We start from the raw sequence: 20,173 nt of genomic DNA on the forward strand, positions 1-20,173 counted from the left end.
GGCCGCCCCGCCCTTGCCCATTCGATAGGTCCGAAGCGACCGCTCTCATGCACGCGGGGGAACCCATTTCCACATTTCGATGACGGTTCCCTGGCCCAGGGTGGACTCGACGACCAACCGGTCCATCAGCCGGCGCGCGCCCGGCAAACCCATGCCCAGCCCGCGGCCGGTCGTGTAACCGTCTTCCATCGCCCGTTCGATGTCGGCGATGCCGGGGCCCTGGTCCTCGGCGCGCACCACCAGGGCCTTGCGCCCCTCCCGGTCGGCGATGGCGACCCGGACGGCGCCGCGGCCGGCGTAGCTGGTGATGTTCCGGGCGATCTCCGAGATCGCCGTGGCGATCATCGTGACGTCGGTCAGGGAGAATCCCAAATCAAGGGCGAGTTCGTGTCCGGCTTTGCGGGCTTCGACGATGTCGTCGGGGTGGTCGATGGCGACGACGATATCAGCCGCCACCGTCGAGCCCGATCGTTGACTTACCCGCTCCGCCTTGGCGATTCAGTAGCGCGAGGCCCTCTTCGAGATCCAGCGCGGTGTTCATGTCGTCGAACGCCAGGCCAAGCTGGACCATCGCGAAGGCAACCTCGGGCTGCAATCCGACGATCACGGTGTCCGCGCCGCGCAGCCGGGTCATGTGCGCGATCGTCCGCAGCGACCGGGCGGCGAAGGAATCCATCACATCGATGGCGGTGACGTCGACGATGATGCCCTGCGCGCGGAACTGGCTGACCCGTTCCATCAGGTCGTAGCGCAGGCGTTCGGCGTCGGAGTCGGTGAGGGCGGCCTGTACCGACGCGATGAGGATCGAGCCCTGTTTCAGGATCGGTACTGGCATGGGGTGCTCGCGTCGATGGTGGTTATCCGGTTTGCTCGCCCGTGCGGGTCACCTCGTAACCCAGCAGGCGTTCGGCTTCCTCGATGCCGCCCTGCAGGTCACCGACGGCGTTCATCTTGGACAGGTCCAGCCCGATCGTCACCAGCGTCAGCGCGATCTCGGAGGACAGGCCGGTGATGATCACGCTGGCGCCCATCAGGCCGGACGCGTCGACCGTCTGCACCAGGTGATTGGCCACCGTCGAGTCGATGGTCGGCACACCGGTGATGTCGATGACCACCACTTTGGCGCGGTTCGCGCGGATGGCCCGCAGCAGCTGTTCGGTGACCTGGCGGGCGCGCTGGCTGTCCAGCACACCGATGATCGGCAGGATCAGCAACTGTTCACGCACCTGCAGCACCGGCGTCGACAGCTCGCGGATGGCCTCCTGCTGCTGGCGGATGATGCGCTCGCGTTCCTGCACGAAGGACACGGCCACGGTGTTGGCGATGCGGTTGGCCGCCGGTTCGTAGGCGTCGAGGACGCGGTTGAGCATCTCGAAGTCGGTCTGGTACTTCTCGAACAACGACCGGGCCAGCACGTCGCGGAGCAGCAGCACGATGCCGACGACCTCGTCGGTCTCCACGCCCCGGGGGATGATGCGTTCCGACAGGTCGCGCGCGTAATCCTGCAGCGCCTCGACGCTACCGGTCTCGAGCACCTCGACGTAGCTGTCGTACACCGTCGTCGCCTCGGAGAAGATCTCCTCGGGAGTCATCGCGGTGAGGAGCTCGGCCTCGGTGATCCTGCGGGCCCATTCCTCCCGCAGGATGGTTCGGTTTTGCCGCAGATGCTGGACTAGCTGGGGAAGCAGCCCCTCACTGGAAATGCCGACGGTCTGCGCTGCGGTGCCGGTACTGTTGAAATCCGACGGCGAATCTGACATCTGGCCTCCCGAGTGCCACGTCGCGCCCTGCGGTCTGCAGTTCCTTTTGCGAGACTAGCGTGGGTTGTCGCGGGGCACGTGTAGAGGGCATATTCTTCTCGCAGTTCGGTAACGCAGGCTAGGGTTGAACCACGCCACGGCCCAGGACAAAGGATTGCCATTGTCAGCTCCTGATTCGATTACCACGTTGGTTGAGGACCACGACGGCGTGTCCGTGGTCAGTGTCAGCGGCGAAATCGATTTGGTCACGGCTCCGGCCCTGGAACAAGCCATCAGCGCGGTCGTCGCGGACAGCCCCACAGCACTGATCATCGATCTCTCCGCGGTGGAGTTTCTGGGTTCGGTCGGACTGAAGATCCTGGCGGCGACCTACGAGAAGCTGACCAACCAGACCGGGTTCGGCGTGGTAGCGCGCGGTCCGGCTACCCGCAGGCCCATCCATCTGACCGGCCTGGACAAGACCTTCCCGCTGTACCCGACGCTCGACGACGCGTTGACCGGGGTGCGGGACGGCAAGCTGAACGGCTGACCACCTGGCGGCCGCCGTCCCGGGGGCCTCGTTTCGGTGAGTCGCACCGGCGACAGATTTAGTTGCCTGACAACATGTTTGACGCGAATGCGGTGAATTCGATTTCCCATTTGTATCGATTTCGGGACTTATCCCGAGATTTTTCCGGAAACGCCGCAGGCCGCCGGAATTTGCGCGAACGAAATCGGTGAAAACCTTTACCGGCGGCGGGCCGGCTCGAACCGGCGTCCCCGCGCAGCCCAGGTGCGATGATCAGGGCTATGGACGTCGACCATCCGCAAGACGACCAGCAGTGGGATCGCCGAGAGCGAGGCGAGACCGAAGTTCAACGGCTGGACCGGAATTGGAACAGCCTGCTGCAGGAGCTGCGGGTGGTCCAAACCGGGGTTCAGCTGCTGACCGGGTTCCTGCTGACGCTGCCGTTCCAGCAGCGTTTCGACGTGTTGGGCCCGCACATGCGCGTCGTGTATCTGGCCACCGTGGTGTGCGCGGTGTGCGCGACCGTCTTGCTGATCGCCCCGGTCGCCATGCACCGGATACTCTTCCGTCGTCATCGGCTTCAGGTCCTCGTATCGGCCGCGCACCGGTGCGCCTTCGCCGGGCTCGGCCTGCTCGGACTGGCGCTGATCGGCCTCACCACGATCATTTTCGCGGCGGTGGCCGGGCGAAACGTCGGCCTGATCGCCGGGGCGTGTGCGCTGCCGGTGTTCACCTTCTTCTGGTGGGTGCTGCCGCTGATGCTGCGCACTCGCGGCGACTGAGGCCACGCTGGGCCGTCAGCGGTTGGGCGCGAGTGCCGCGATGCGGGTGGAGTCCAGGTGCTCGAGCAGGTCGCGGGGATCGGCGAAGACGGGTTCGGCCCCGGCCTCCTGCAGTTCCGCGCGGGCGATGCCGCCGCTCAGCAGGCCGATGCACGGCAATCCCGCGCCGGCCGCGGCGTGCGCGTCCCACACGGCGTCCCCGACGAACACGGCGTGCTGGGCGTCCACGCCGGCCCGGTCCAACGCCACCCGCACAATGCCGGGCTCGGGCTTGGCGGTGCCGACGTCGCGCGACGACGTCGTCTCGGAGATGACATCGTCGCAGTCGAGCGCCTTGCGCAGAATCTCCAACTCGTCTTCGGGCGCCGAGCTGGCCAACACGACCTGTAAGCCCAGGTCGGCGACGCGGCGCAGCAGGTCACGGGCACCGGGCAACGGCTGCAGCAGCGAGGTGATCTCCCGGTAGTACTCGCTGTGCTTGTCGCTGAGCCGCTGGCGCACGTCGTCCGGGGCGTCATCGGAGAGCGTTCGGACCAGCCGGGACCCGTCCATGCCGATGCACCGGTGGATTTGCCACGACGCCACCCGCATGCCTTCGGCGTCGAACGCGCGCTGCCAGGCGTGGACGTGGAGATAGTTGGAATCCACCAGCGTGCCGTCGACGTCGAACAGGACGGCGGGCGTGCCGCCACGCGCCATCAGGGCCGGCTCCCGGGGTCGGCGGCGGGAAGCGTGCCCGCGTGCGGTCGTGAAGTCATGTGCGCGGCATACCCAGGCCGGACGCGGCTGACACAGGGCGGGGTTTCGTTTGGCCACCGGCGCGACGGGTATACCTGCGTGGTGATCCGCGACGTCGGGGCGAGTTCTCCGCCCCCGGCCAGCGGATCGATCGTTACCGTACGCGCACGAATAATGCTGGTACACAATGACTCTCGACGAGGAATGACGTTGGATCACCCCAAGAACCCCCCGGTTGACCATGCCCGCACTACTCGTCAGCACGCCGGCGAATCCCTCAAGAACAGCGCCAACGCCCCCGGTCTCGCCGGCGCGGCCGTCGCGGTCATCGCCCTGACCGTGGGCCTGTTCGCCGTGGCGGCCGGACATCTGGTGGGCGGCGCCATCGCCCTGGTCGTCGCCGTGGTGCTGGGCGCGCTGAGCGCCGCGTGGCTGCTGCGCGCCCACCGCAAGGTCCGCGACGCCGAACTGCGCTGGCACGCCGCGCATTCCGGTCGGCCCGCGCCACCGCCCAGCAGCTGAGGACGCGTGGCATTGCCGTCGGTGCGGCACACCGCGGCCGAGCAGGATATCGGCGCAACTTTTTCCGGCCGTGGTGGTGTAACGCACCCCCGAACGGGGTACTGCCTGCGCCACGGGTGAGTACAGGAAAGTGCGTCAACCCGTTCCATCGCGGGAAGGAACACCAATGGCGACCACCACTGACTACGACGCACGCCGTGTATCCGACGCCGACACCCAGGAGAAATCCTCGCTTCGCGAACTGGCGCCAGCCCTGCGGGGGACTGCCACCGCCGTGGTCGACGAGGACCCCAACGATGTGCACTTTTTCGAGCTGCCGGACGCAGACCTGTCCGGAGAAGAGCTGTCGGTAAAGGTGATTCCGCAGCGGGCTGACGAGTTCACCTGCTCGAGCTGCTTTCTGGTGCAGCACCGCAGCCGGATGCGTGCCTCCAGCTCCGGCCTTCCTGTGTGTGCCGACTGCGCCTGACACCCGCCCCTCGGGCCGGGCGAGGCGTCTCGTGCGCCATAACGCGACCGTGAACCCGCCGTGGATTGCGCTGAATTGTCGGTGGCATCCACTAGGTTCATCGGACAAATGGAGAAGGTACTCGGGTCGCTCCTGCCGCTGGGCCTAGCGCTCCCTTGGTATTTCACGCAGAAGGCGACCGGCAGCCTACCGGCGGGATGCCTCGCCGGACTCGGTGGGCTGGCCGTCGCGGTGGCGATCCTGTGGTGGCTGTCGGTACAGCGGGACCGCTACCAGGCGGACGCGCATCGACGACGCGACCTCAGATTGGCGAAATCCGGGCTACGGGCGATCGACCGGATGTCGGGCACCGAGTTCGAGGAATTCGTTGCGGCGCAGCTTCGCGTCGCGGGCTACAGCGTCACCCCGACCGCCAGTACCGGTGACTACGGCGTGGATCTGATCGCCAAGAAAGACGGCGCCCGCATGGCCGTCCAATGCAAGCGGCTGGCGAAGGCCGTCGGAGTGGCCGCGGTCCAGCAGGTAGTGGCGGGGGCGCTGCACCACGGCTGTAACCGGACGGTCGTCGTGACCAACCAGACCTTCACCAAGGCCGCCCGCCAACTGGCCGGCACCCACCGGTGCCGCCTGGTGGGCCGCTCCCAGGTGCAGGGCTGGACGCAAATTCAGTCCGTCGTCGTGCGGGGTCCGCGCCGCACACACGGCGTCGCACCGCAATCCAGGACGCCACGGCGGGAACCGGAGTGGGAAAGCTAGCGAGATGCCCTGGGCCACAGCATGTTCGGACGGGCCCCGGGACGTCAGCGCCCGATGGCGTCCTCGATCACCCGGCGCGCGATGTCGCGCAGCGGGGTGTTCATGCTCTGCGACAGTTTGATGAGGGTGTTGAAGGCGGTCTGGTCGTCGAGGTCGTAGCGTTCGATGAGGATGCCCTTGGCCTGTCCGATCATGTCGCGGGTGCTCAGGGCTTCCCGGAACTGCTGGGTGCGCACGACGTTGCTCCACGCCAGTGCGCCCAGCGTCGCGAAGACGGCGGCGATCCGACGCGAGTCTTCGGAGAAGGACTGCGGGCGCTCGGCGTAGAAGTTCAGCGCGCCCATGCTCAGCTCGTCGGCGAACATGGGCAGCGACAGCACGCTGCGAATCGGCGTGTGCGCGAGCGCGTCGGCCCGATACTTCGGCCAGCGTTCGTCGGCTTCCAGGTCGTCGATGACGACGACCTTTCGGGTCCAGGCGGCGTGGACGCAGGGTCCTTCGAGGTGGCGCTGCTGAAACTCGTCGAGCAACCGGGCGCAGTCGTGGGTGACCGACGGGGTGCTGACCTCGTTCTGCCGGCTGGTGACGGTGATCCCGGCTTCCTGTGCGCCCGGCACCCAGCGCGCGGCCGCCCTGGTCAGGTCGTCCAGCACCTGGGGGAAGTCGTCGGCATCCGCCGAATAGATGGCCCGCAGAACGTCGGTGAGCAGGCTGAGATCGTCAAGATTGGTCACTGAGTGTCGCCCTCATGCTTCGAGACCGGTTACAGGCAGTTCCGCGCCGTTTTCTGCAGCCTGCGGTCTCGCGAGGCGATCACTTGTAATTTTTGACGGCGACGAATGTCAATGCTGTCTGCTTAGCATGACGGTGAGATCCACTATATCGGCCCGGTTTCGGCGGTTTGCGCCCGATACCAACCACTGATCAAGGCTTGGTGTGCGCGGCCTCGATGTGCGCGATGTGCGCAAGGTGGCGGTCGATGGATTCCAGTTGGCTGGAAAGCGTGCGTATCTCCGCAAGTACGTCCACGCGCTGGCGAACGAGCTTGTCCCGCCTCAAGGCCAGGGTGGCGCGCAGATCGTCGCGCTGTGCCGGACCCGCAGGCTGGGACGTGTCGTTGGCGGTCATGGAGGGAGCCCTCCTTCGTAGTGGGCGCCCGCTCCGGTAACCGAAGCAGGAGATTCCCGGGGTCCCGGACGCCTACGTCCCGCCGAACCAATTGAGTGTGTCCCGGACGCCTACGTCCCGCCGAACAACACTGACGCTACACCGAATAGTGCCGCTTACATCACTGCAGAATCGGCCGCAGCGATCAGTCGCTCGGCTGAGAACTCTCGGAAAGCCGTTCTCCCGGTTGGAAACGGGTACTCGGATGCGAGATGTAAAGGAGTTCGAAGTGGCAAAAGATCATGGATCGAGCGTCAAGAACGACAAACAGTACGAGGGGCTGCGCAAGAAGGGGATGAGCAAGTCGAGAGCGGCGGCGATATCGAACTCGCCGGGCGCCTCGAGTAGGGGCGGCAAGAGCTCAGGCAGCAGCCAAAGCAGCCGTAGCAGTGGTAGCGGCAGCGGCGGCAACCAGTCCCAGAAGAAGGCCGCAGGGCGCAAAGGCGGCAAGAAGTCCAGCTAGGCGCTGCGTCGCGTCGCCGGTGGCGTGCTCTGCAGCGGGCCCTTCATGCCGACAAGAACTGACCGTGCTGCTGCCGGTCAGTCCCTTGAATACTGGTCGGGGTGGCGGGATTCGAACCCACGGCCTCTTCGTCCCGAACGAAGCGCGCTACCAAGCTGCGCCACACCCCGCTTGAAGCCTCGACAGCCTATCGCACCGGGCTATCGGGAGGCCAAACCGCGGTGCGCCAGGTCACTTCCATGAGCACGATCGCTCGAACTCGACCAGCGCCTCGGCCGGTCCCGACGGGTCCAGCCCCTGCGCCGCCACCCACTCGTCGCTGAAATAGGTGTCGCGGTAGCGGTCGCCGCTGTCGGCGAGCAGGGTGACCACCGAGCCGCTGCGGCCCTCGGCGACCATCTCGGCGAGCAGGCCGAACGCACCCCACAGGTTGGTTCCCGTCGACGGCCCGACGCGGCGCCCAAGCACGGCGCTGACGTGCCGCGCGGCCGCGATCGACGCCGCGTCCGGGACGGACACCATCCGGTCGACCACGCCGGGCAGAAACGACGGCTCCACCCGCGGCCGGCCGATGCCCTCGATGCGCGACGAGCTGGGCATCGCTAGGTCGTCCAAGTCGTTCCGACCTTGGGCGTAGGCGGGAAAGAACGCGGAGTTCTCCGGGTCGACGACGCACAGCCGGGTGGCGTGGCGGCGGTAGCGGATGTAGCGGCCAATCGTGGCGCTGGTTCCGCCGGTGCCCGCGCCGACCACGATCCAGTCCGGGACGGGATAGCGCTCCTCGCGCATCTGCTCGAAGATCGACTCGGCGATGTTGTTGTTGCCCCGCCAGTCGGTCGCCCGCTCGGCGTTGGTGAACTGGTCCAGGTAGTGCCCGCCGGTCTCTCGCGCGACCCGCTCGGCCTCGGCGTAGACCTCGCGGGAGCTCTGCACGAAATGGCAACGGCCGCCGTGGGATTCGATCAACGCCACCTTCGATGTGCTCGTCGCCGCGGGCATCACGGCGACGAACGGCAGACCCAGCAGCGCCGCGAAGTAGGCCTCGGACACCGCCGTCGAACCCGACGAGGCCTCGACCACCGTGGTGCCCTCGTCGATCCAGCCGTTGCACAGCGCGTAGAGGAACAACGAGCGGGCCAGCCGGTGCTTGAGGCTGCCGGTGATGTGCGTTGTCTCGTCTTTGAGGTACAGCGCGACGTCGGCGCCCGCGCTCCACGCCGAGGGCAGCGGGTAGCGCAGCAGATGGGTGTCGGCGCTGCGCCGGGCGTCGGCCTGGATCAGCCGGATCGCGTTGTCCGTCCAGCAGCGGGAGCGGCTGCGAACCGCGATCCGGGTCTGGTCGGTCAACGCACCGATGCTGTTGGCTGCGAACGGCTCAGGTCACTGGCCGCGCCGCGGTCGCCCATCGGGGTGGCGATCAGCGTCAGCAGGGTGGCCTCCGGCCGGCAGCAGAACCGCACCGGCGCGAACGGCGAGGTGCCCATGCCGGCGGACACATGCAACTGCATGTGGGCGCCCCAGCGCGACGGTCCCTTCGCGCGCGAGCGGTCCAGACCGCAGTTGGTCACGAGCGCGCCGTAGAACGGCAGGCACACCTGACCGCCGTGGGTGTGTCCGGCCATCACCAGCTGATAGCCGTCGGCGGCGTAGCGGTCCAGCACCCGGGGCTCGGGCGAATGCGTCAGTCCCAGCCGCAGATTCGCGGCCGGGCTGGCCGGCCCCGCGATGGTTTCGTAGCGGTCGCGGTCGATGTGCGGGTCGTCCACGCCCGCGGCGGCGATGTGCAGACCGGCCACCTCGAACTCGCGCCGGGTGTGGGTGAGGTCGAGCCAGCCGCGCTCGGTGAACGCCGCCCGCAGGTCCTGCCAGGGCAGCGGTTCACCGCGAACCCGGTGCGACGGGTTGGTCACGTAGTTCAGCGGGTTCTTCAGCCGCGGGCCGAAGTAGTCGTTGCTGCCGAACACGAAGACACCCGGCCGCGACAGGAGGTCGCCCAGGGCCTGGATGACCGCCGGGACCGCCTTGGGGTGGGCCAGGTTGTCGCCGGTGTTGACCACCAGATCCGGTTCCCAGCCCGCCAGTTCGCGCAGCCACGCCTGTTTGCGGCGCTGGCCGGGCGTCATGTGGAGGTCGCTGACATGCAGCACCCGCAGCGGGGTCGAGCCCGGGCTGAGCACGGGCATCGTGATCTCGCGCAGGACGAACGCGTTGCGTTCGATGACCGCGGCATAGCCGAGGCCGGCGACGCTCGAAGCTAGTGTGGCGGCGCCGGCACGTATCAGGACGGGCAAAACATCAGCCATGCTCGCAGCCTACTGCCGGTCGGGGACTGGCAGCGTATCTCTTGAGTCACGACGCCAGCCGTACGACGAATACGGCCCGCGCAGCGGGGTGAGCAGAAGTGCGGCGGTCTTGCCTACGGGGGCGGCTGACCGGGTGCCGGCGGCGGTGGCGCCAGCAGCGGGATCGTGATCGGCGGCAGCCCCGGAATCTCGACGACCTGCGAGCCGACCGGCGGCGGCGCGCCCTCCGGTGGTGGCGGCGGGGCCGGCGGGATGCCGTTGCTGACCTGGATCGTGACGATCGACCCCGGAATCGTTGCGCCGCTGGGTGTCGTCCCGACCACCTCGCCCTGCTTTGCGCTGCTGTTGACGAAGTTGTTCTGGTCGGCGACCTGGAAGCCCGCTTCCTTGATGCGCTGGCGCGCCGCGTCGATATCCAGGCCGGCGACGCTGGGCACCCGGGATCCCGGTGCCCCGTCGACGTAGCGAGGGTCGGTGGGCGGCAACTGCACCGGCCCGAAATTGGTGGCGATCGGCTTCATCGCGGTGAACCAGGTGCGCGCCGGTTCGTTACCGCCGTACAGGTCGCCGTCGCCGCAGTGGCGCAGCGGGGCGGAGCACAGGTCGGTGGGCGTGGTGGAGTCGTCGTAGATGTAGTTGGCCGCCGCGTAGTGGTTGGTGAAACCCACGAAGCCCGACGAGCGGTGGGCCTCGGTGGTGCCCGTCTTGCCGGACACCGGCAGGTCCCAGCCCGCCGCGCTGGCCGAACCGGCCGCCGTGCCGCCGCCCAGCGCGTCCTTGCTCATCGCGTTGGCCAGGGTGTTCGCCAGGCCCTCGGGCACCACCTGATCGCAGGTCTCGGTGGTCACCGCGACCTCGTTGCCCTTGCGGTCGACCAGCTTGTCAATCGGGTTGGGCGGGCACCAGGTGCCGCCCGAGGCCAGGGTGGCCGCGACGTTGGACAGCTCCAGCGCGTTCACCTCGATCGGGCCCAGCGTGAACGAGCCGATGTTCTGCCGTTTGACGAAGTCGGCCAGGCTTTCGTTGCTGTCCGGGTTGTAGTCGCGGGCGGTACCCGGGTCGGCGTAGGACCGCAGCCCGAGTTTGATCGCCATGTCCACCGTGCGCGTCACGCCGACCTGCTGGATCAGCTTGGCGAACGCGGTGTTGGGCGAGGTGGCCAGCGCGTCGGTGACGTTCATCGACCCGCGGTAATTGCCGGCGTTGACGACGCACCAGTTGTCCTTCGGGCAGCCCTTGGCCCCACCGCTACCCATGCCCTTGGCCTGGAAGCGGCCCGGCACCTCGAGGGTGGCGTTGGTGCCCATCCCCATGTCCAGGGCCGCGGCCGTGGTGAAGATCTTGAAGACGGATCCCGCCCCGTCGCCGACCAGCGAGAAGGGCTGCGGACGCATGGTTTGGCCGGCGTCGACGTCGAGCCCGTAGGTGCGGTTGCTGGCCATGGCCATCACCTTGTGCGACGTCTTGCCGGGCTGAATCACGCTCATCACGCTCGAAATGCCGGGCAGCGTCGGGCTGGCGAACTTGTCGATGGCCGCCTTGACCGGGATCTGCACGTCCGGGTCCAGCGTCGTCTTGATCAGGTAACCGCCCCGGGCGACCTGTTCCTTACTGATGCCGGCCCGGGACAGGTACTCCTGGACGTAGTCGCAGAAGAACGCGCGGTCGCCCGCCGCGATGCAGCCGCGGGGCAGCTCGTTGGGCTGCGGCAGGATGCCCAGCGGTGCCGCCTTGGCGGCGCGCAGTGCCTCTTCCTCCTGCGGAATGTTCTCGATCATGGTGTCCAGCACCAAGTTTCGCCGTGCCAGCGCGCCCTCGGGGTTGATGTACGGGTTGAGCGCGCTGGTCGACTGCACCATGCCCGCCAGTAGCGCCGCCTGCTGCCAGTTCAGGTCGGACGCGTTGATGCCGAAGTAGGTCTGGGCGGCGTCCTGCACGCCGAACGAGCCGTTGCCGAACGAGACCAGGTTCAGATACCGGGTCAGGATCTCGGGCTTGGTGAAGGTCTTGTCCAGCGTCAGCGCCATCCGGATCTCGCGCAGCTTGCGGGCCGGGGTGGTCTCGACCGCCGCGCGCTTCTCGGCGTCGGTCTTCGCGGTGACCAGCAGTTGGTAGTTCTTGATGTATTGCTGCTCGATGGTCGAACCGCCGCGGGTGTCGACGTCGCCTCGCGCATAGCCGGCCAGCCCGGTCAGCGTGCCTTTCCAGTCCACCCCGTTGTGGTCGGCGAACCGCTTGTCCTCGATGGAGACGATCGCCAGCTTCATCGTGTTGGCGATCTTGTCGCTGGGCACCTCGAACCGGCGCTGCGAATACAGCCAGGCGATGGTGTTGCCCTTGGCGTCGACCATCGTCGAGACGGCCGGCACCTCCCCCTCGAGAAGCTGAGCCGAGCCGTTGGCGACCACTTCCGACGCCCGATTGGACACCAGTCCTATTCCGCCGGCGAAGGGGAACAGGAGAGCCGTGGCGACGACGCTGGCCAACACACAAAGCCCCGCAAGCTTGAGGATCGTGAGCGCGGCCGGGGGGCGGTCTGACATGGGTACTACAGTAGCGGCCCCCAGTCACGCCGCCACGCTGCGCATTCGCCAAAAATTTCGTCATCTCAAGACCGGCGGCGACGGGCGCGAATTTGCAATTGCGTCACAGGTCAGACGGGGCGACGGCGTGTCCAAGATCACTTCGCCGGCTGTTGTCTGGTACGAGGCTGGACGCTCGTCCCAAAAAAAGCGTTATCGGACTGTTGCGCAATTGGCACCTGACCACCTAACTTAGACACACGGTGAGATTCAGGTAACACCGAAGTACACAGTGTGGCGTAGATCGCGAGACGGGATCTGCACCCCAAGGAGGGCGGCCGTGACGGGCGGCCGGTAGGGAAGGGAACAGTTCGTGTCACCAATACGGCCGGCGGCGCGTAGGACAAACATTGCAGCCGCACAAGGGGTACTCCGCAGTGTCGATGCCGAAGAACGGATCGCCTGGGTCTCGAAGGCGCTATGCCGGACCACCGATCCCGACGAACTGTTTGTCCGCGGTGCGGCCCAGCGCAAGGCGGCAGTGATCTGCAGGCATTGCCCGGTGATGCAGGAATGCGGCGCAGACGCGCTGGACAACAAGGTCGAGTTCGGCGTTTGGGGCGGCATGACCGAGCGCCAACGCCGCGCCCTGCTCAAGCAGCACCCCGAGGTCGTTTCCTGGGCGGACTTCTTCGACAAGAGGCGCACCCGCAGCGTCGGCTGACCCTTCGCCCGGACGGTCACCACGCCGATCGGTGGTTCGTAGGCCCGACCGGCCCGCCGCTCGTAATTACGATTTTGTTACGGCAGGCCGGGGCCACCGAGTCGAAAGTGATTCAGCGGGCCGTTGCCCGGCCCGCGTCGTCACCGACATGGTCCGGATTGGCCGGTTCCTCAGCGGGCCGTTGCCCGGCCCGCGTCGTCACCGACCGAAGTGATCTGATCCGCCAGCGCGCGCAGCGCCTCCAGATCCGAGACATCGAACGGCAGCGACGGAACGCCGATGACCGGCACGTGCGGATTGGCCCCGGTGAACCGGGAAAGCAATCTGATCTCCCGCTTGGCGGTTTGCGCCCGGTCGGCGTGAATCTTCAACACCGCCGAGGCCAGCGACGCCGCCTCGGAGTCGGCGTCGTGGTCCAGCACTTCGCTGCCGTCGATCGCTCGCTCGGCCGGCAGGGAGCACAACGGCGGATGGGTGCGGTTCAGGACCAGCCCGGCGAGCGGCATCCCTTCCTGCGACAGCCGATCGACGAAGAAGGCCGCTTCGCGCAGAGCGTCCGGCTCGGCCGCCGACACCACAACGAACTGCGTCCCACGCCTTTTCAGCAGCGCATAGGTGCGATCGGCCTTCTCCCGGAAGCCGCCGAAGGTGGCGTCCAGCGACTGCACGAACGCCGCGGCGTCGCCGAGCATCTGTGAACCCAGGATGGTCGACATCGCCTTCATCGCCAAACCCATTGCGCCGGTGACCAACCGCCCGATGCCCCGGCCCGGCGCCAGCAACAGCCGCCACAGCCGGCTGTCCATGAAGCTGCCCAGCCGTTTGGGCGCGTCCAGGAAGTCCAGTGCGTTGCGCGACGGCGGGGTATCGACCACCACCAGGTCCCAGCGATCCTCGGCCAGCAGCTGGCCCAGCTTCTCCATCGCCATGTACTCCTGCGTGCCGGCAAGCGAACTGGCGACTGTTTGATAGAACTGGTTATCCAGAATCGCTTGTGCCCGACCGGGTCCGGAGTACTGGACGACCATCTCGTCGAACGTGCGACGCATGTCGAGCATCATCGCGTGTAGCTCGCCGGGAACCTCCGCGGCCAGCGGGACTCGCTGCGGCGTGTTGCCGAGGTCGCTGACGCCCAGCGCCTGGGCCAGCCGTTTGGCCGGATCAATCGTCAACACGCAGACGTTGCGCCCGTACTCGGCGGCGCGCAGCGCGATCGCGGCCGCGGTGGTGGTCTTACCCACCCCACCCGCGCCGCAGCACACCACCACCCGGTTGGTGGTGTCGGCCAGGATGGCGGCCATATCGAGCTGTTTGGGTGTGACGCTCATCGAACCCCCTGCTGTGCAAGCGATTCCGACAGCTCGTAGAGGCTACCCAGGTCGACCCCGTCGGAAATGGCCGGTAGTTCCAGTCGGGCCACCTTCAACGCATCGAGCTGTTGGGCGATCTCGGCGCGCGTGGCGACGACCGTGGCATGCTCGATGGTCTCCGTCAGCAGGCCCGCGAAGTCCTGGTCGCTCAAACTGATTCCGGACTTTTCCAATCCGGCCCGCACCGAGTCCGCGTCGACGTCGCCCTCGGCGGCCTTCGCCAGATCGGCCGGTTGCAAGTACGAGGGGATGTTGCGGTTGACGATCACGCTGCCTATCGGCAGCTGCATCTCGGCGAGTTCCTCGATGGCTTCCAGCGTTTCCTGCACCGGCAACGCCTCGAGCAGGGTGACTAAGTGAATGGCCGTCTGCTCGGAGTGCAGTAGCTTCACCACGCCGTCGGCCTGCGAATGCACCGGCCCGCCCTTGGCCAAATCGGACACCGCCTTGGTGACATCCAGGAAGCGCGCGATCCGTCCGGTCGGCGGGGCGTCGACGACGATCGCGTCGTAAACCGGGAGCCGATTCTTGTCGACCCGGATCACCGTCTCCTTGATCTTGCCGGTCAACAGCACGTCACGCAGGCCCGGCGCGATCGTCGTCGCGAACTCGATCGCGCCGATGCGGCGCATCGCGCGGCCCGCAATGCCCAGGTTGTAGAACATCTCGAGGTATTCCAGGAACGCGGCCTCGATGTCGATCGCCAGGGCGTTGACCTGACCGCCGCGCTCGGCGGTCGCGATCTTCACCTCCTGGTACGGCAGGGGCGGGACGTCGAAGAGTTGCGCAATCCCTTGGCGGCCCTCGACTTCCACGAGCAGGACCTTGCGGCCCCCGGCGGCCAGGGTCAGGGCCAGCGCGGCGGCGATGGTCGACTTGCCCGTGCCGCCCTTGCCGGTCACGAAATGTAAACGGGCCTTCGTCAAGCGCGCAGGCCAGCCGACGGCAGCTCCGCCGCCCGATGTGGTTGCCACCTTCGCATGCTAGCCCGACGGGCCCTTGGGCTGGCCGGAGCGGTTCACCTGCGACCGATAAGCTCGCGGCATGAGCCAACCGACCGCATGGGAGTACGTCACGGTTCCGCTGCTGACGCATGCCACCAAACAGATCCTCGACCAGTGGGGTGCCGACGGCTGGGAGTTGGTGTCGGTGCTGCAAGGGCCGACCGGCGAGCAGCACGTCGCGTATCTGAAGCGCCCCAAGTAGAGGGTCGGCCCGATGAGTGCTTCGGCCCGGCTCGGTCAGCTCGGCCTCGCGCTGCCGGAGGTGGTCGCGCCGCTGGCCTCCTACGTACCGGCGGTTCGTACCGGAAACCTGGTCTACACCGCGGGCCAGCTCCCGATGCAGGACGGCAAGCTGTTGGCCGCCGGCAAGGTCGGCGCCGGCATCAGCCCGGACGAGGGCAAGGCCCTGGCGCGGGTCTGTGCGCTCAACGCGCTGGCGGCGGTCAACTCGCTGGTGGGCATCGACGAGGTGACCCGGGTGGTGAAGGTGGTCGGATTCGTCGCGTCGGCACCGGGATTCAACGGCCAGCCCAGCGTCATCAACGGGGCCTCCGAGCTGCTCGCCGAGGTGTTCGGCGAGCGGGGCGCGCATGCGCGCTCGGCGGTCGGCGTCTCCGAGCTGCCACTGGACGCGCCGGTGGAAGTGGAGCTGATCGTCGAGGCCGGCTGACGCCGTGACCCAGGCCGCCGAGTCGCTGACCCATCCCGCGTACGCCAAGTTGCGGCCGGTCACCGAGACCGCGTCGGTCCTGCTGGCCGAGAACCCCGGGCTGCTCACCCTCGAGGGCACCAACACCTGGGTGCTGCGCGGTCCGCGCAGCGACGAGCTGGTCATCGTGGATCCCGGGCCCGACGACGACGAGCACATCGCGCGGGTGGCCGCGCTCGGCCGTATCGCCCTGGTCCTGATCAGCCACCGGCACAGCGATCACACCGACGGCATCGACAAGCTCGTCGAGCGGACCGGCGCGACCGTCCGCTCGGCGGGCAGCGGTTTCCTGCGTGGCCTCGGCGGCGAGCTGACCGACGGCGAGGTGATCGACGCCGCCGGCCTGAAGATCAAGGTGATGGCGACCCCGGGCCACACCGCCGATTCGCTGTCCTTCCTGCTGGACGACGCCGTGTTGACCGCCGACACCGTCCTGGGCCGCGGCACGGCCGTGCTCGACAAGGAGGACGGCAGCCTGACGGACTACCTGGAATCGCTGCGACGGCTGCGCGGCCTGGGCCCCCGGACGGTGCTGCCCGGCCACGGCCCGGACCTGACCGACCTGGAAAGCGTGGCGCAGGGCTACCTCGAACACCGGCGGGAGCGGCTGGACCAGGTGCGTTCGGCGGTGCGGGAGCTGGGGGAGGACGCCAGCGCCCGCCGGATCGTCGAACACGTCTATGTCGACGTCGACGAGAAGCTGTGGGACGCGGCCGAGTGGTCGGTGCAGGTGCAGCTGAACCACCTGCGTCGAGGCTGAACTTTTGCAGAAAAAGTGCGAGAAGCGGCCTGCGCCATTACAGGCTCGGTGCTAGTGCGCGGGCTGCGCCCACGCTTACCTCGCTCGGCGGGCCAGCCGCTCGGAGTCCGAGATCAGCACGCTCTTGCCCTCCAGGCGGATCCAGCCGCGGTGGGCGAAGTCGGCCAGCGCCTTGTTCACCGTCTCCCGAGACGCCCCGACCAGCTGCGCGATCTCTTCCTGCGTCAGGTCGTGGGTGACTCGCATGGCGCCACCCTCCTGGGTGCCGAACCGCTGGGCGAGCTGCAGCAGCTGCTTGGCCACCCGGCCGGGCACGTCGGTGAAGATGAGGTCGGCCAGGTTGTTGTTGGTGCGCCGCAGGCGTCGGGCCAGCACCCGCAACAACTGCTCGGCGATCTCGGGACGATCGGCGATCCACGCGCGCAGCGCGTCGCGGTCCATCGACACCGCCCGCACCTCGGTGATGGTGGTGGCGCTGGACGTCCGCGGACCCGGGTCGAAGATCGACAGCTCGCCGAACATGTCCGACGGGCCCATGATCGTGAGCAGGTTCTCGCGTCCGTCGGGCGAGCGGCGACCGATCTTCACCTTCCCCGAGACGATGATGTACAGCCGATCGCCGGGTTCCCCCTCGGCGAAGACCGTGTGTCCGCGGGGGAAGTCGACGGGTTGCAGCTGCTTGGTCAGCGCTGTGACTGCGCCGGGTTCAACCCCTTGGAAGATTCCTGCCCTTGCCAGGATCTCGTCCACGTTGCCTCTTCAACTTTCGGAAAAAAATTAATGTGATACGGGCAGGCTAACCCCTTGCTCGCGTGACGAGTCTAGAGGAACGCCGTTGTGTCTAACGTGCCAACGCTACACACGATTGGCGTGTCGAGGTGCCCTAAACTGCGGATTGACGGGCGAATAACCGTGGATCCGGGTCGGCAAGGTCATCTCATCGCGGTCGACGAAGCTGACGGCGAACGACGGCGCGGCGTGACGCGGTCCGCCGCCGCGGCCGATCGCCGGGGCCTCGGACAGCTGCGCAAGCTCGCGCCGATGCAGGTATTCCAACGCCTCGGGCATGCCCTCGGAGGCCAGCGTGTGCATGTCCACACCGCCGGCACGCTCCAGGAATTCGTCGACGTCGGCCACCGCCGTGGCGCCAGGGGCCAGCTCGGACTCGAGCCGCCCAAGGCCAAGCGCCGCCAGCATCAGCAGCGCCGGAATACCGGCCACCAGCAACCACGACACACGAAGAGTAAACATCGCCGGGAATCAACTCGGGGTCTCGGCAAGATCACGAAATCAGTACTCTGTCGTAGGTGACAGCGGCTAAGTCGTCCGGGCGTTCGAAATCGACTCCGGCCCAGCCCGACGGTGGCGACGCCCGACGCTGGTCCGGGGAAACCCGAGTCGGCTTGGTGCGACGGGCGCGGCGCATGAATCGTGCTCTGGCCCAAGCGTTTCCGGACGCGCACTGCGAGCTGGACTTCACCACGCCGCTCGAATTGACGGTCGCCACAATCCTTTCGGCGCAGAGCACCGACAAGCGGGTCAATCTGACGACGCCGGCACTGTTCAAGCGGTACCCGTCGGCGCTGGATTACGCGCAGGCGGACCGTGATGAGCTGGAAAACCTGATCCGGCCGACCGGGTTCTTCCGCAACAAGGCATCCTCGCTGATCGGCCTGGGGCAGGCCCTGGTCGAACGATTCGACGGCGACGTGCCGTCGACCATGGCCGAACTGGTCACCCTGCCCGGGGTCGGACGCAAGACGGCCAACGTCATCCTGGGAAATGCCTTCGGCGTCCCGGGCATCACCGTCGACACCCATTTCACGCGGCTGGTGCACCGGTGGCGCTGGACCGCGGACAGGGACGCGGTCAAGATCGAGCACTCCGTCGGTGAGCTCATCGAACGCGCCGAGTGGACCATGTTGAGCCACCGGGTCATCTTCCACGGCCGCCGCGTCTGCCACGCGCGCAAACCGGCGTGCGGCGTCTGCCTGATCGCAAAAGACTGCCCCTCGTTCGGCCTCGGCCCCACCGAACCGGAGTTGGCCGCGCCCCTGGTGAAGGGCCCGGAAACCGAGCACCTGCTCGCACTGGCCGGGCTCTGATACCGGGCCGGCGGACGTTGACCCGGACGACCCGGTGGACCATCGCGATTCTGGCGGTGGTGGCCGCGCTGATCGTGACGCTGGTCGCCCAGCTGCGCGACGATTCCGCCCCGGCGCCGACTCCCGCGGGCGACCAGCCGGTGGCCGACCGGGAACACCGCGACGCCGACACGCCCGCCGCGCTGGCGGGCCCCCGGCAACGCGCCAACCTGGCGCCGTGCCCCGGCGCCGGGACCGGCGAAGGCCCCGCCGCGCTGCGCGGGGTGACGGCCGACTGCGCCGCCGACGGTTCCCTGGTCGACGTCGCCCGCGCGCTGGCCGGGCGCCGGGTGGTGCTCAACCTGTGGGCATATTGGTGCGCGCCGTGCGCGGCCGAACTGCCCGCGATGGCCGAGTATCAACGGCGGGCCGGTTCGGACGTGACGGTGGTGACGGTGCATCAAGACGAGAACGAGACCGCGGCGCTGCTGCGGCTGGCCGAGCTCGGGGTGCGGCTGCCGACCCTGCAGGACGGTCGTCGCCGGGTGGCGGCCGCACTGCGGGTGGTAAATGTGATGCCCGCGACGGTGGTCCTGCGGCCGGACGGTAGCGTTGCCCAAACGCTGCCACGAGCTTTCACCACTGCCGATGAGATCGCGGCCGCGATCGGCAACGACAGGGGATAAGCGGAAAAATTGAACCGACTGGAGGGGCCGTGAGTGCTGGGGGTTCGTCCCTGCGGAATGGGGACCCCGCCCCCGCGCGCGGGTCCGTTGCGCTGAGGCCTGACGCCAGCCCGTCCTGGCTGCGTCCGCTGGTCGACCACGTCGATGACGTTCCCGACGCGGCCCGGCGCCGCCTGCCGGCCGACGTGCTGGCGATGATCACCAGCAAGGCCGCGTCGGCGGTGGCGACCCTGCGCGGCGCGAGCCGCGAGGCCGCCGTGCTGGTGCTGTTCTCCGGTCCGGAGTCCGGCGCACCCGACGGCGGCTTTCCCGCGGACGCCGACCTGCTGGTCACCGTGCGGGCGTCGACCCTGCGCCACCACGCCGGCCAGGCGGCCTTTCCCGGCGGCGCCGCCGATCCCACCGACAACGGCCCGATCGACACCGCGCTGCGCGAGGCCCGCGAGGAAACCGGCATCGACGTCAGCAGGCTGTACCCCCTGGCGACGATGGAAAAAATGTTCATCGCGCCGTCGCAGTTTCACGTCGTCCCGGTGCTGGCCTACTCGCCGGACCCCGGGCCGGTCGCCGTCGTCAACGAGGCCGAAACGGCGATCGTCGCACGAGTTCCGCTGCGCGCCTTCATCAACCCGGACAACCGGCTGATGGTGTACCGCGGCGATCTCGGTCGCCGATGGGCCGGTCCCGCGTTTCTGCTCAACGAGATGCTGGTCTGGGGATTCACTGGCCAGGTGATTTCCGCGCTGCTCGACGTCGCCGGCTGGGCCCAGCCGTGGAACACCACCGACGAGCGGGAGTTGGACGCGGCGATGGCCCTGGTCGGCGACGGGAGCGAATCTCGATGAA

Annotated in this window: 26 protein-coding genes and 1 tRNA gene; 13 read left to right on the top strand and 14 right to left on the bottom strand. The window is 67.8% G+C overall.

Annotated elements, in window-relative coordinates; all coding sequences use genetic code 11:
* Nucleotides 1-45: 45 nt before the first annotated feature.
* From ACYQ8K_RS09680 to ACYQ8K_RS09690, 3 genes are read right to left on the bottom strand one after another with little or no spacing between them, the layout of a single operon-like run.
* Complete coding sequence (locus ACYQ8K_RS09680; RefSeq protein WP_459968393.1) at nt 46-456, bottom strand: anti-sigma regulatory factor; 411 nt, start codon at nt 454-456, stop codon at nt 46-48.
* Nucleotides 446-835: an STAS domain-containing protein gene (locus tag ACYQ8K_RS09685; RefSeq protein WP_065054538.1), complete on the bottom strand. Its 390-nt coding sequence runs from the start codon at nt 833-835 to the stop codon at nt 446-448. The genes ACYQ8K_RS09680 and ACYQ8K_RS09685 overlap by 11 nt, the downstream gene beginning before the upstream one ends.
* Before the next feature lie 22 nt (nt 836-857).
* Complete coding sequence (locus ACYQ8K_RS09690; RefSeq protein ID WP_459968395.1) at nt 858-1,760, bottom strand: STAS domain-containing protein; 903 nt, start codon at nt 1,758-1,760, stop codon at nt 858-860.
* 160 nt (nt 1,761-1,920) lie between these two features.
* Between ACYQ8K_RS09690 and ACYQ8K_RS09695 the strand changes: the two genes are divergently transcribed.
* Nucleotides 1,921-2,289 carry an STAS domain-containing protein gene (locus ACYQ8K_RS09695; RefSeq protein WP_459968397.1) on the top strand — a complete coding sequence of 123 codons (369 nt, stop codon included), beginning with the start codon at nt 1,921-1,923 and terminating at the stop codon, nt 2,287-2,289.
* A gap of 260 nt (nt 2,290-2,549) precedes the next feature.
* Entirely contained in the window at nt 2,550-3,050 is a 501-nt protein-coding gene (locus tag ACYQ8K_RS09700; RefSeq protein ID WP_459968399.1) for a DUF6328 family protein, read from the top strand.
* A gap of 15 nt (nt 3,051-3,065) precedes the next feature.
* Here ACYQ8K_RS09700 and ACYQ8K_RS09705 read toward each other — a convergent pair whose 3' ends face one another.
* Complete coding sequence (locus tag ACYQ8K_RS09705) at nt 3,066-3,749, bottom strand: HAD family hydrolase (protein WP_459968401.1); 684 nt, start codon at nt 3,747-3,749, stop codon at nt 3,066-3,068.
* A gap of 243 nt (nt 3,750-3,992) precedes the next feature.
* On the opposite strand from ACYQ8K_RS09705, the gene ACYQ8K_RS09710 reads away from it, so the two are divergent.
* From ACYQ8K_RS09710 to ACYQ8K_RS09720, 3 genes are all read left to right on the top strand, one after another.
* Nucleotides 3,993-4,310, top strand: a complete 318-nt coding sequence (locus tag ACYQ8K_RS09710) for a hypothetical protein (RefSeq protein WP_459968403.1) — start codon at nt 3,993-3,995, stop codon at nt 4,308-4,310.
* A gap of 166 nt (nt 4,311-4,476) precedes the next feature.
* On the top strand, nt 4,477-4,779 hold the full coding sequence (locus ACYQ8K_RS09715) for a DUF4193 domain-containing protein (RefSeq protein ID WP_459968405.1): 303 nt from the start codon (nt 4,477-4,479) through the stop codon (nt 4,777-4,779).
* 108 nt (nt 4,780-4,887) lie between these two features.
* Nucleotides 4,888-5,535: a restriction endonuclease gene (locus tag ACYQ8K_RS09720; protein ID WP_459968407.1), complete on the top strand. Its 648-nt coding sequence runs from the start codon at nt 4,888-4,890 to the stop codon at nt 5,533-5,535.
* 44 nt (nt 5,536-5,579) lie between these two features.
* Here the strand turns inward: ACYQ8K_RS09720 and ACYQ8K_RS09725 are convergent, their stop codons facing one another.
* The gene (locus ACYQ8K_RS09725) at nt 5,580-6,269 is read right to left on the bottom strand and encodes a GAF and ANTAR domain-containing protein (RefSeq protein ID WP_459968409.1); all 690 of its coding nucleotides are present in this window, start codon (nt 6,267-6,269) and stop codon (nt 5,580-5,582) included.
* A 190-nt stretch (nt 6,270-6,459) separates the two neighbouring features.
* Nucleotides 6,460-6,663: a hypothetical protein gene (locus tag ACYQ8K_RS09730; protein WP_459968411.1), complete on the bottom strand. Its 204-nt coding sequence runs from the start codon at nt 6,661-6,663 to the stop codon at nt 6,460-6,462.
* A gap of 268 nt (nt 6,664-6,931) precedes the next feature.
* Between ACYQ8K_RS09730 and ACYQ8K_RS09735 the strand changes: the two genes are divergently transcribed.
* Complete coding sequence (locus tag ACYQ8K_RS09735) at nt 6,932-7,165, top strand: DUF7218 family protein (protein WP_085185828.1); 234 nt, start codon at nt 6,932-6,934, stop codon at nt 7,163-7,165.
* Between the two features lie 93 nt (nt 7,166-7,258).
* Here the strand turns inward: ACYQ8K_RS09735 and ACYQ8K_RS09740 are convergent.
* The 4 genes from ACYQ8K_RS09740 to ponA2 all read right to left on the bottom strand — a co-directional run bounded on the left by ACYQ8K_RS09740 (nt 7,259) and on the right by ponA2 (nt 12,011).
* A tRNA-Pro gene (locus tag ACYQ8K_RS09740) sits at nt 7,259-7,335 on the bottom strand.
* 61 nt (nt 7,336-7,396) lie between these two features.
* Nucleotides 7,397-8,512, bottom strand: coding sequence for an L-cysteine desulfhydrase Cds1 (gene cds1, locus ACYQ8K_RS09745; RefSeq protein WP_459968414.1), 1,116 nt, complete (start codon nt 8,510-8,512; stop codon nt 7,397-7,399).
* Entirely contained in the window at nt 8,509-9,468 is a 960-nt protein-coding gene (locus tag ACYQ8K_RS09750) for a metallophosphoesterase (RefSeq protein WP_459968415.1), read from the bottom strand. The genes cds1 and ACYQ8K_RS09750 overlap by 4 nt, the downstream gene beginning before the upstream one ends.
* A 113-nt stretch (nt 9,469-9,581) precedes the next feature.
* Nucleotides 9,582-12,011, bottom strand: coding sequence for a transglycosylase/D,D-transpeptidase PonA2 (gene ponA2 / locus ACYQ8K_RS09755; RefSeq protein ID WP_459968417.1), 2,430 nt, complete (start codon nt 12,009-12,011; stop codon nt 9,582-9,584).
* A gap of 352 nt (nt 12,012-12,363) precedes the next feature.
* Here ponA2 and ACYQ8K_RS09760 point away from each other — a divergent pair, with 352 nt between their 5' ends.
* Nucleotides 12,364-12,714, top strand: coding sequence for a WhiB family transcriptional regulator (locus tag ACYQ8K_RS09760; RefSeq protein ID WP_007772220.1), 351 nt, complete (start codon nt 12,364-12,366; stop codon nt 12,712-12,714).
* Nucleotides 12,715-12,884: 170 nt separating this feature from the next.
* Here the strand turns inward: ACYQ8K_RS09760 and ACYQ8K_RS09765 are convergent, their stop codons facing one another.
* Together ACYQ8K_RS09765 and ACYQ8K_RS09770 are read right to left on the bottom strand one after the other, a co-directional pair.
* Nucleotides 12,885-14,042, bottom strand: a complete 1,158-nt coding sequence (locus tag ACYQ8K_RS09765; RefSeq protein WP_459968419.1) for an ArsA family ATPase — start codon at nt 14,040-14,042, stop codon at nt 12,885-12,887.
* Nucleotides 14,039-15,058, bottom strand: coding sequence for an ArsA family ATPase (locus ACYQ8K_RS09770; RefSeq protein ID WP_459968420.1), 1,020 nt, complete (start codon nt 15,056-15,058; stop codon nt 14,039-14,041). Before ACYQ8K_RS09770 ends, ACYQ8K_RS09765 begins: the two co-directional genes overlap by 4 nt.
* Nucleotides 15,059-15,128: 70 nt before the next feature.
* Here ACYQ8K_RS09770 and ACYQ8K_RS09775 point away from each other — a divergent pair, with 70 nt between their 5' ends.
* Genes ACYQ8K_RS09775 through ACYQ8K_RS09785 form a run of 3 tightly spaced genes read left to right on the top strand, consistent with a single transcriptional unit; the run spans nt 15,129 to nt 16,557 of the window.
* A complete protein-coding gene (locus tag ACYQ8K_RS09775; protein WP_007772224.1) occupies nt 15,129-15,290 on the top strand; it encodes a DUF4177 domain-containing protein in 162 nt (53 codons plus the stop codon).
* A 12-nt stretch (nt 15,291-15,302) separates the two neighbouring features.
* On the top strand, nt 15,303-15,758 hold the full coding sequence (locus ACYQ8K_RS09780) for a RidA family protein (protein WP_459968422.1): 456 nt from the start codon (nt 15,303-15,305) through the stop codon (nt 15,756-15,758).
* Nucleotides 15,759-15,762: 4 nt separating this feature from the next.
* Nucleotides 15,763-16,557, top strand: a complete 795-nt coding sequence (locus ACYQ8K_RS09785; RefSeq protein WP_459968424.1) for an MBL fold metallo-hydrolase — start codon at nt 15,763-15,765, stop codon at nt 16,555-16,557.
* Nucleotides 16,558-16,632: 75 nt separating this feature from the next.
* On the opposite strand, the gene crp is transcribed toward ACYQ8K_RS09785, so the two are convergent.
* Both crp and ACYQ8K_RS09795 read right to left on the bottom strand, forming a co-directional pair.
* Nucleotides 16,633-17,307, bottom strand: coding sequence for a cAMP-activated global transcriptional regulator CRP (crp, locus tag ACYQ8K_RS09790; RefSeq protein ID WP_036465140.1), 675 nt, complete (start codon nt 17,305-17,307; stop codon nt 16,633-16,635).
* A gap of 105 nt (nt 17,308-17,412) precedes the next feature.
* Nucleotides 17,413-17,808 (bottom strand): hypothetical protein, encoded by a 396-nt coding sequence (locus ACYQ8K_RS09795; RefSeq protein WP_459968426.1) that lies wholly within the window; start codon nt 17,806-17,808, stop codon nt 17,413-17,415.
* 173 nt (nt 17,809-17,981) lie between these two features.
* On the opposite strand from ACYQ8K_RS09795, the gene nth reads away from it, so the two are divergent.
* The 3 genes from nth to ACYQ8K_RS09810 are packed head-to-tail and all read left to right on the top strand — an operon-like array spanning nt 17,982 to nt 20,172.
* Entirely contained in the window at nt 17,982-18,662 is a 681-nt protein-coding gene (nth, locus tag ACYQ8K_RS09800; protein WP_459968428.1) for an endonuclease III, read from the top strand.
* A gap of 17 nt (nt 18,663-18,679) precedes the next feature.
* Nucleotides 18,680-19,327 (top strand): TlpA family protein disulfide reductase, encoded by a 648-nt coding sequence (locus tag ACYQ8K_RS09805; protein ID WP_459968429.1) that lies wholly within the window; start codon nt 18,680-18,682, stop codon nt 19,325-19,327.
* A 29-nt stretch (nt 19,328-19,356) separates the two neighbouring features.
* Nucleotides 19,357-20,172: an NUDIX hydrolase gene (locus tag ACYQ8K_RS09810; protein ID WP_459968431.1), complete on the top strand. Its 816-nt coding sequence runs from the start codon at nt 19,357-19,359 to the stop codon at nt 20,170-20,172.
* The last annotated feature ends 1 nt before the right edge of the window (nt 20,173 follow it).

The organism is Mycobacterium sp. MUNTM1 (assembly GCF_054660795.1).

Excerpts from the sequence above, each read along its gene's own strand:
- ACYQ8K_RS09685 (WP_065054538.1), bottom strand. The coding sequence starts at position 835 with ATGCCAGTACCGATCCTGAAACAGGGCTCGATCCTCATCGCGTCGGTA.
- ACYQ8K_RS09690 (WP_459968395.1), bottom strand. The coding sequence starts at position 1,760 with ATGTCAGATTCGCCGTCGGATTTCAACAGTACCGGCACCGCAGCGCAG.
- ACYQ8K_RS09700 (WP_459968399.1), top strand. The coding sequence starts at position 2,550 with ATGGACGTCGACCATCCGCAAGACGACCAGCAGTGGGATCGCCGAGAG.
- ACYQ8K_RS09705 (WP_459968401.1), bottom strand. The coding sequence starts at position 3,749 with ATGGCGCGTGGCGGCACGCCCGCCGTCCTGTTCGACGTCGACGGCACG.
- ACYQ8K_RS09710 (WP_459968403.1), top strand. The coding sequence starts at position 3,993 with ATGACGTTGGATCACCCCAAGAACCCCCCGGTTGACCATGCCCGCACT.
- ACYQ8K_RS09715 (WP_459968405.1), top strand. The coding sequence starts at position 4,477 with ATGGCGACCACCACTGACTACGACGCACGCCGTGTATCCGACGCCGAC.
- ACYQ8K_RS09720 (WP_459968407.1), top strand. The coding sequence starts at position 4,888 with ATGGAGAAGGTACTCGGGTCGCTCCTGCCGCTGGGCCTAGCGCTCCCT.
- ACYQ8K_RS09730 (WP_459968411.1), bottom strand. The coding sequence starts at position 6,663 with ATGACCGCCAACGACACGTCCCAGCCTGCGGGTCCGGCACAGCGCGAC.
- ACYQ8K_RS09750 (WP_459968415.1), bottom strand. The coding sequence starts at position 9,468 with ATGGCTGATGTTTTGCCCGTCCTGATACGTGCCGGCGCCGCCACACTA.
- ponA2 (WP_459968417.1), bottom strand. The coding sequence starts at position 12,011 with ATGTCAGACCGCCCCCCGGCCGCGCTCACGATCCTCAAGCTTGCGGGG.
- ACYQ8K_RS09765 (WP_459968419.1), bottom strand. The coding sequence starts at position 14,042 with ATGAGCGTCACACCCAAACAGCTCGATATGGCCGCCATCCTGGCCGAC.
- ACYQ8K_RS09775 (WP_007772224.1), top strand. The coding sequence starts at position 15,129 with ATGAGCCAACCGACCGCATGGGAGTACGTCACGGTTCCGCTGCTGACG.
- ACYQ8K_RS09780 (WP_459968422.1), top strand. The coding sequence starts at position 15,303 with ATGAGTGCTTCGGCCCGGCTCGGTCAGCTCGGCCTCGCGCTGCCGGAG.
- ACYQ8K_RS09795 (WP_459968426.1), bottom strand. The coding sequence starts at position 17,808 with ATGTTTACTCTTCGTGTGTCGTGGTTGCTGGTGGCCGGTATTCCGGCG.
- nth (WP_459968428.1), top strand. The coding sequence starts at position 17,982 with ATGAATCGTGCTCTGGCCCAAGCGTTTCCGGACGCGCACTGCGAGCTG.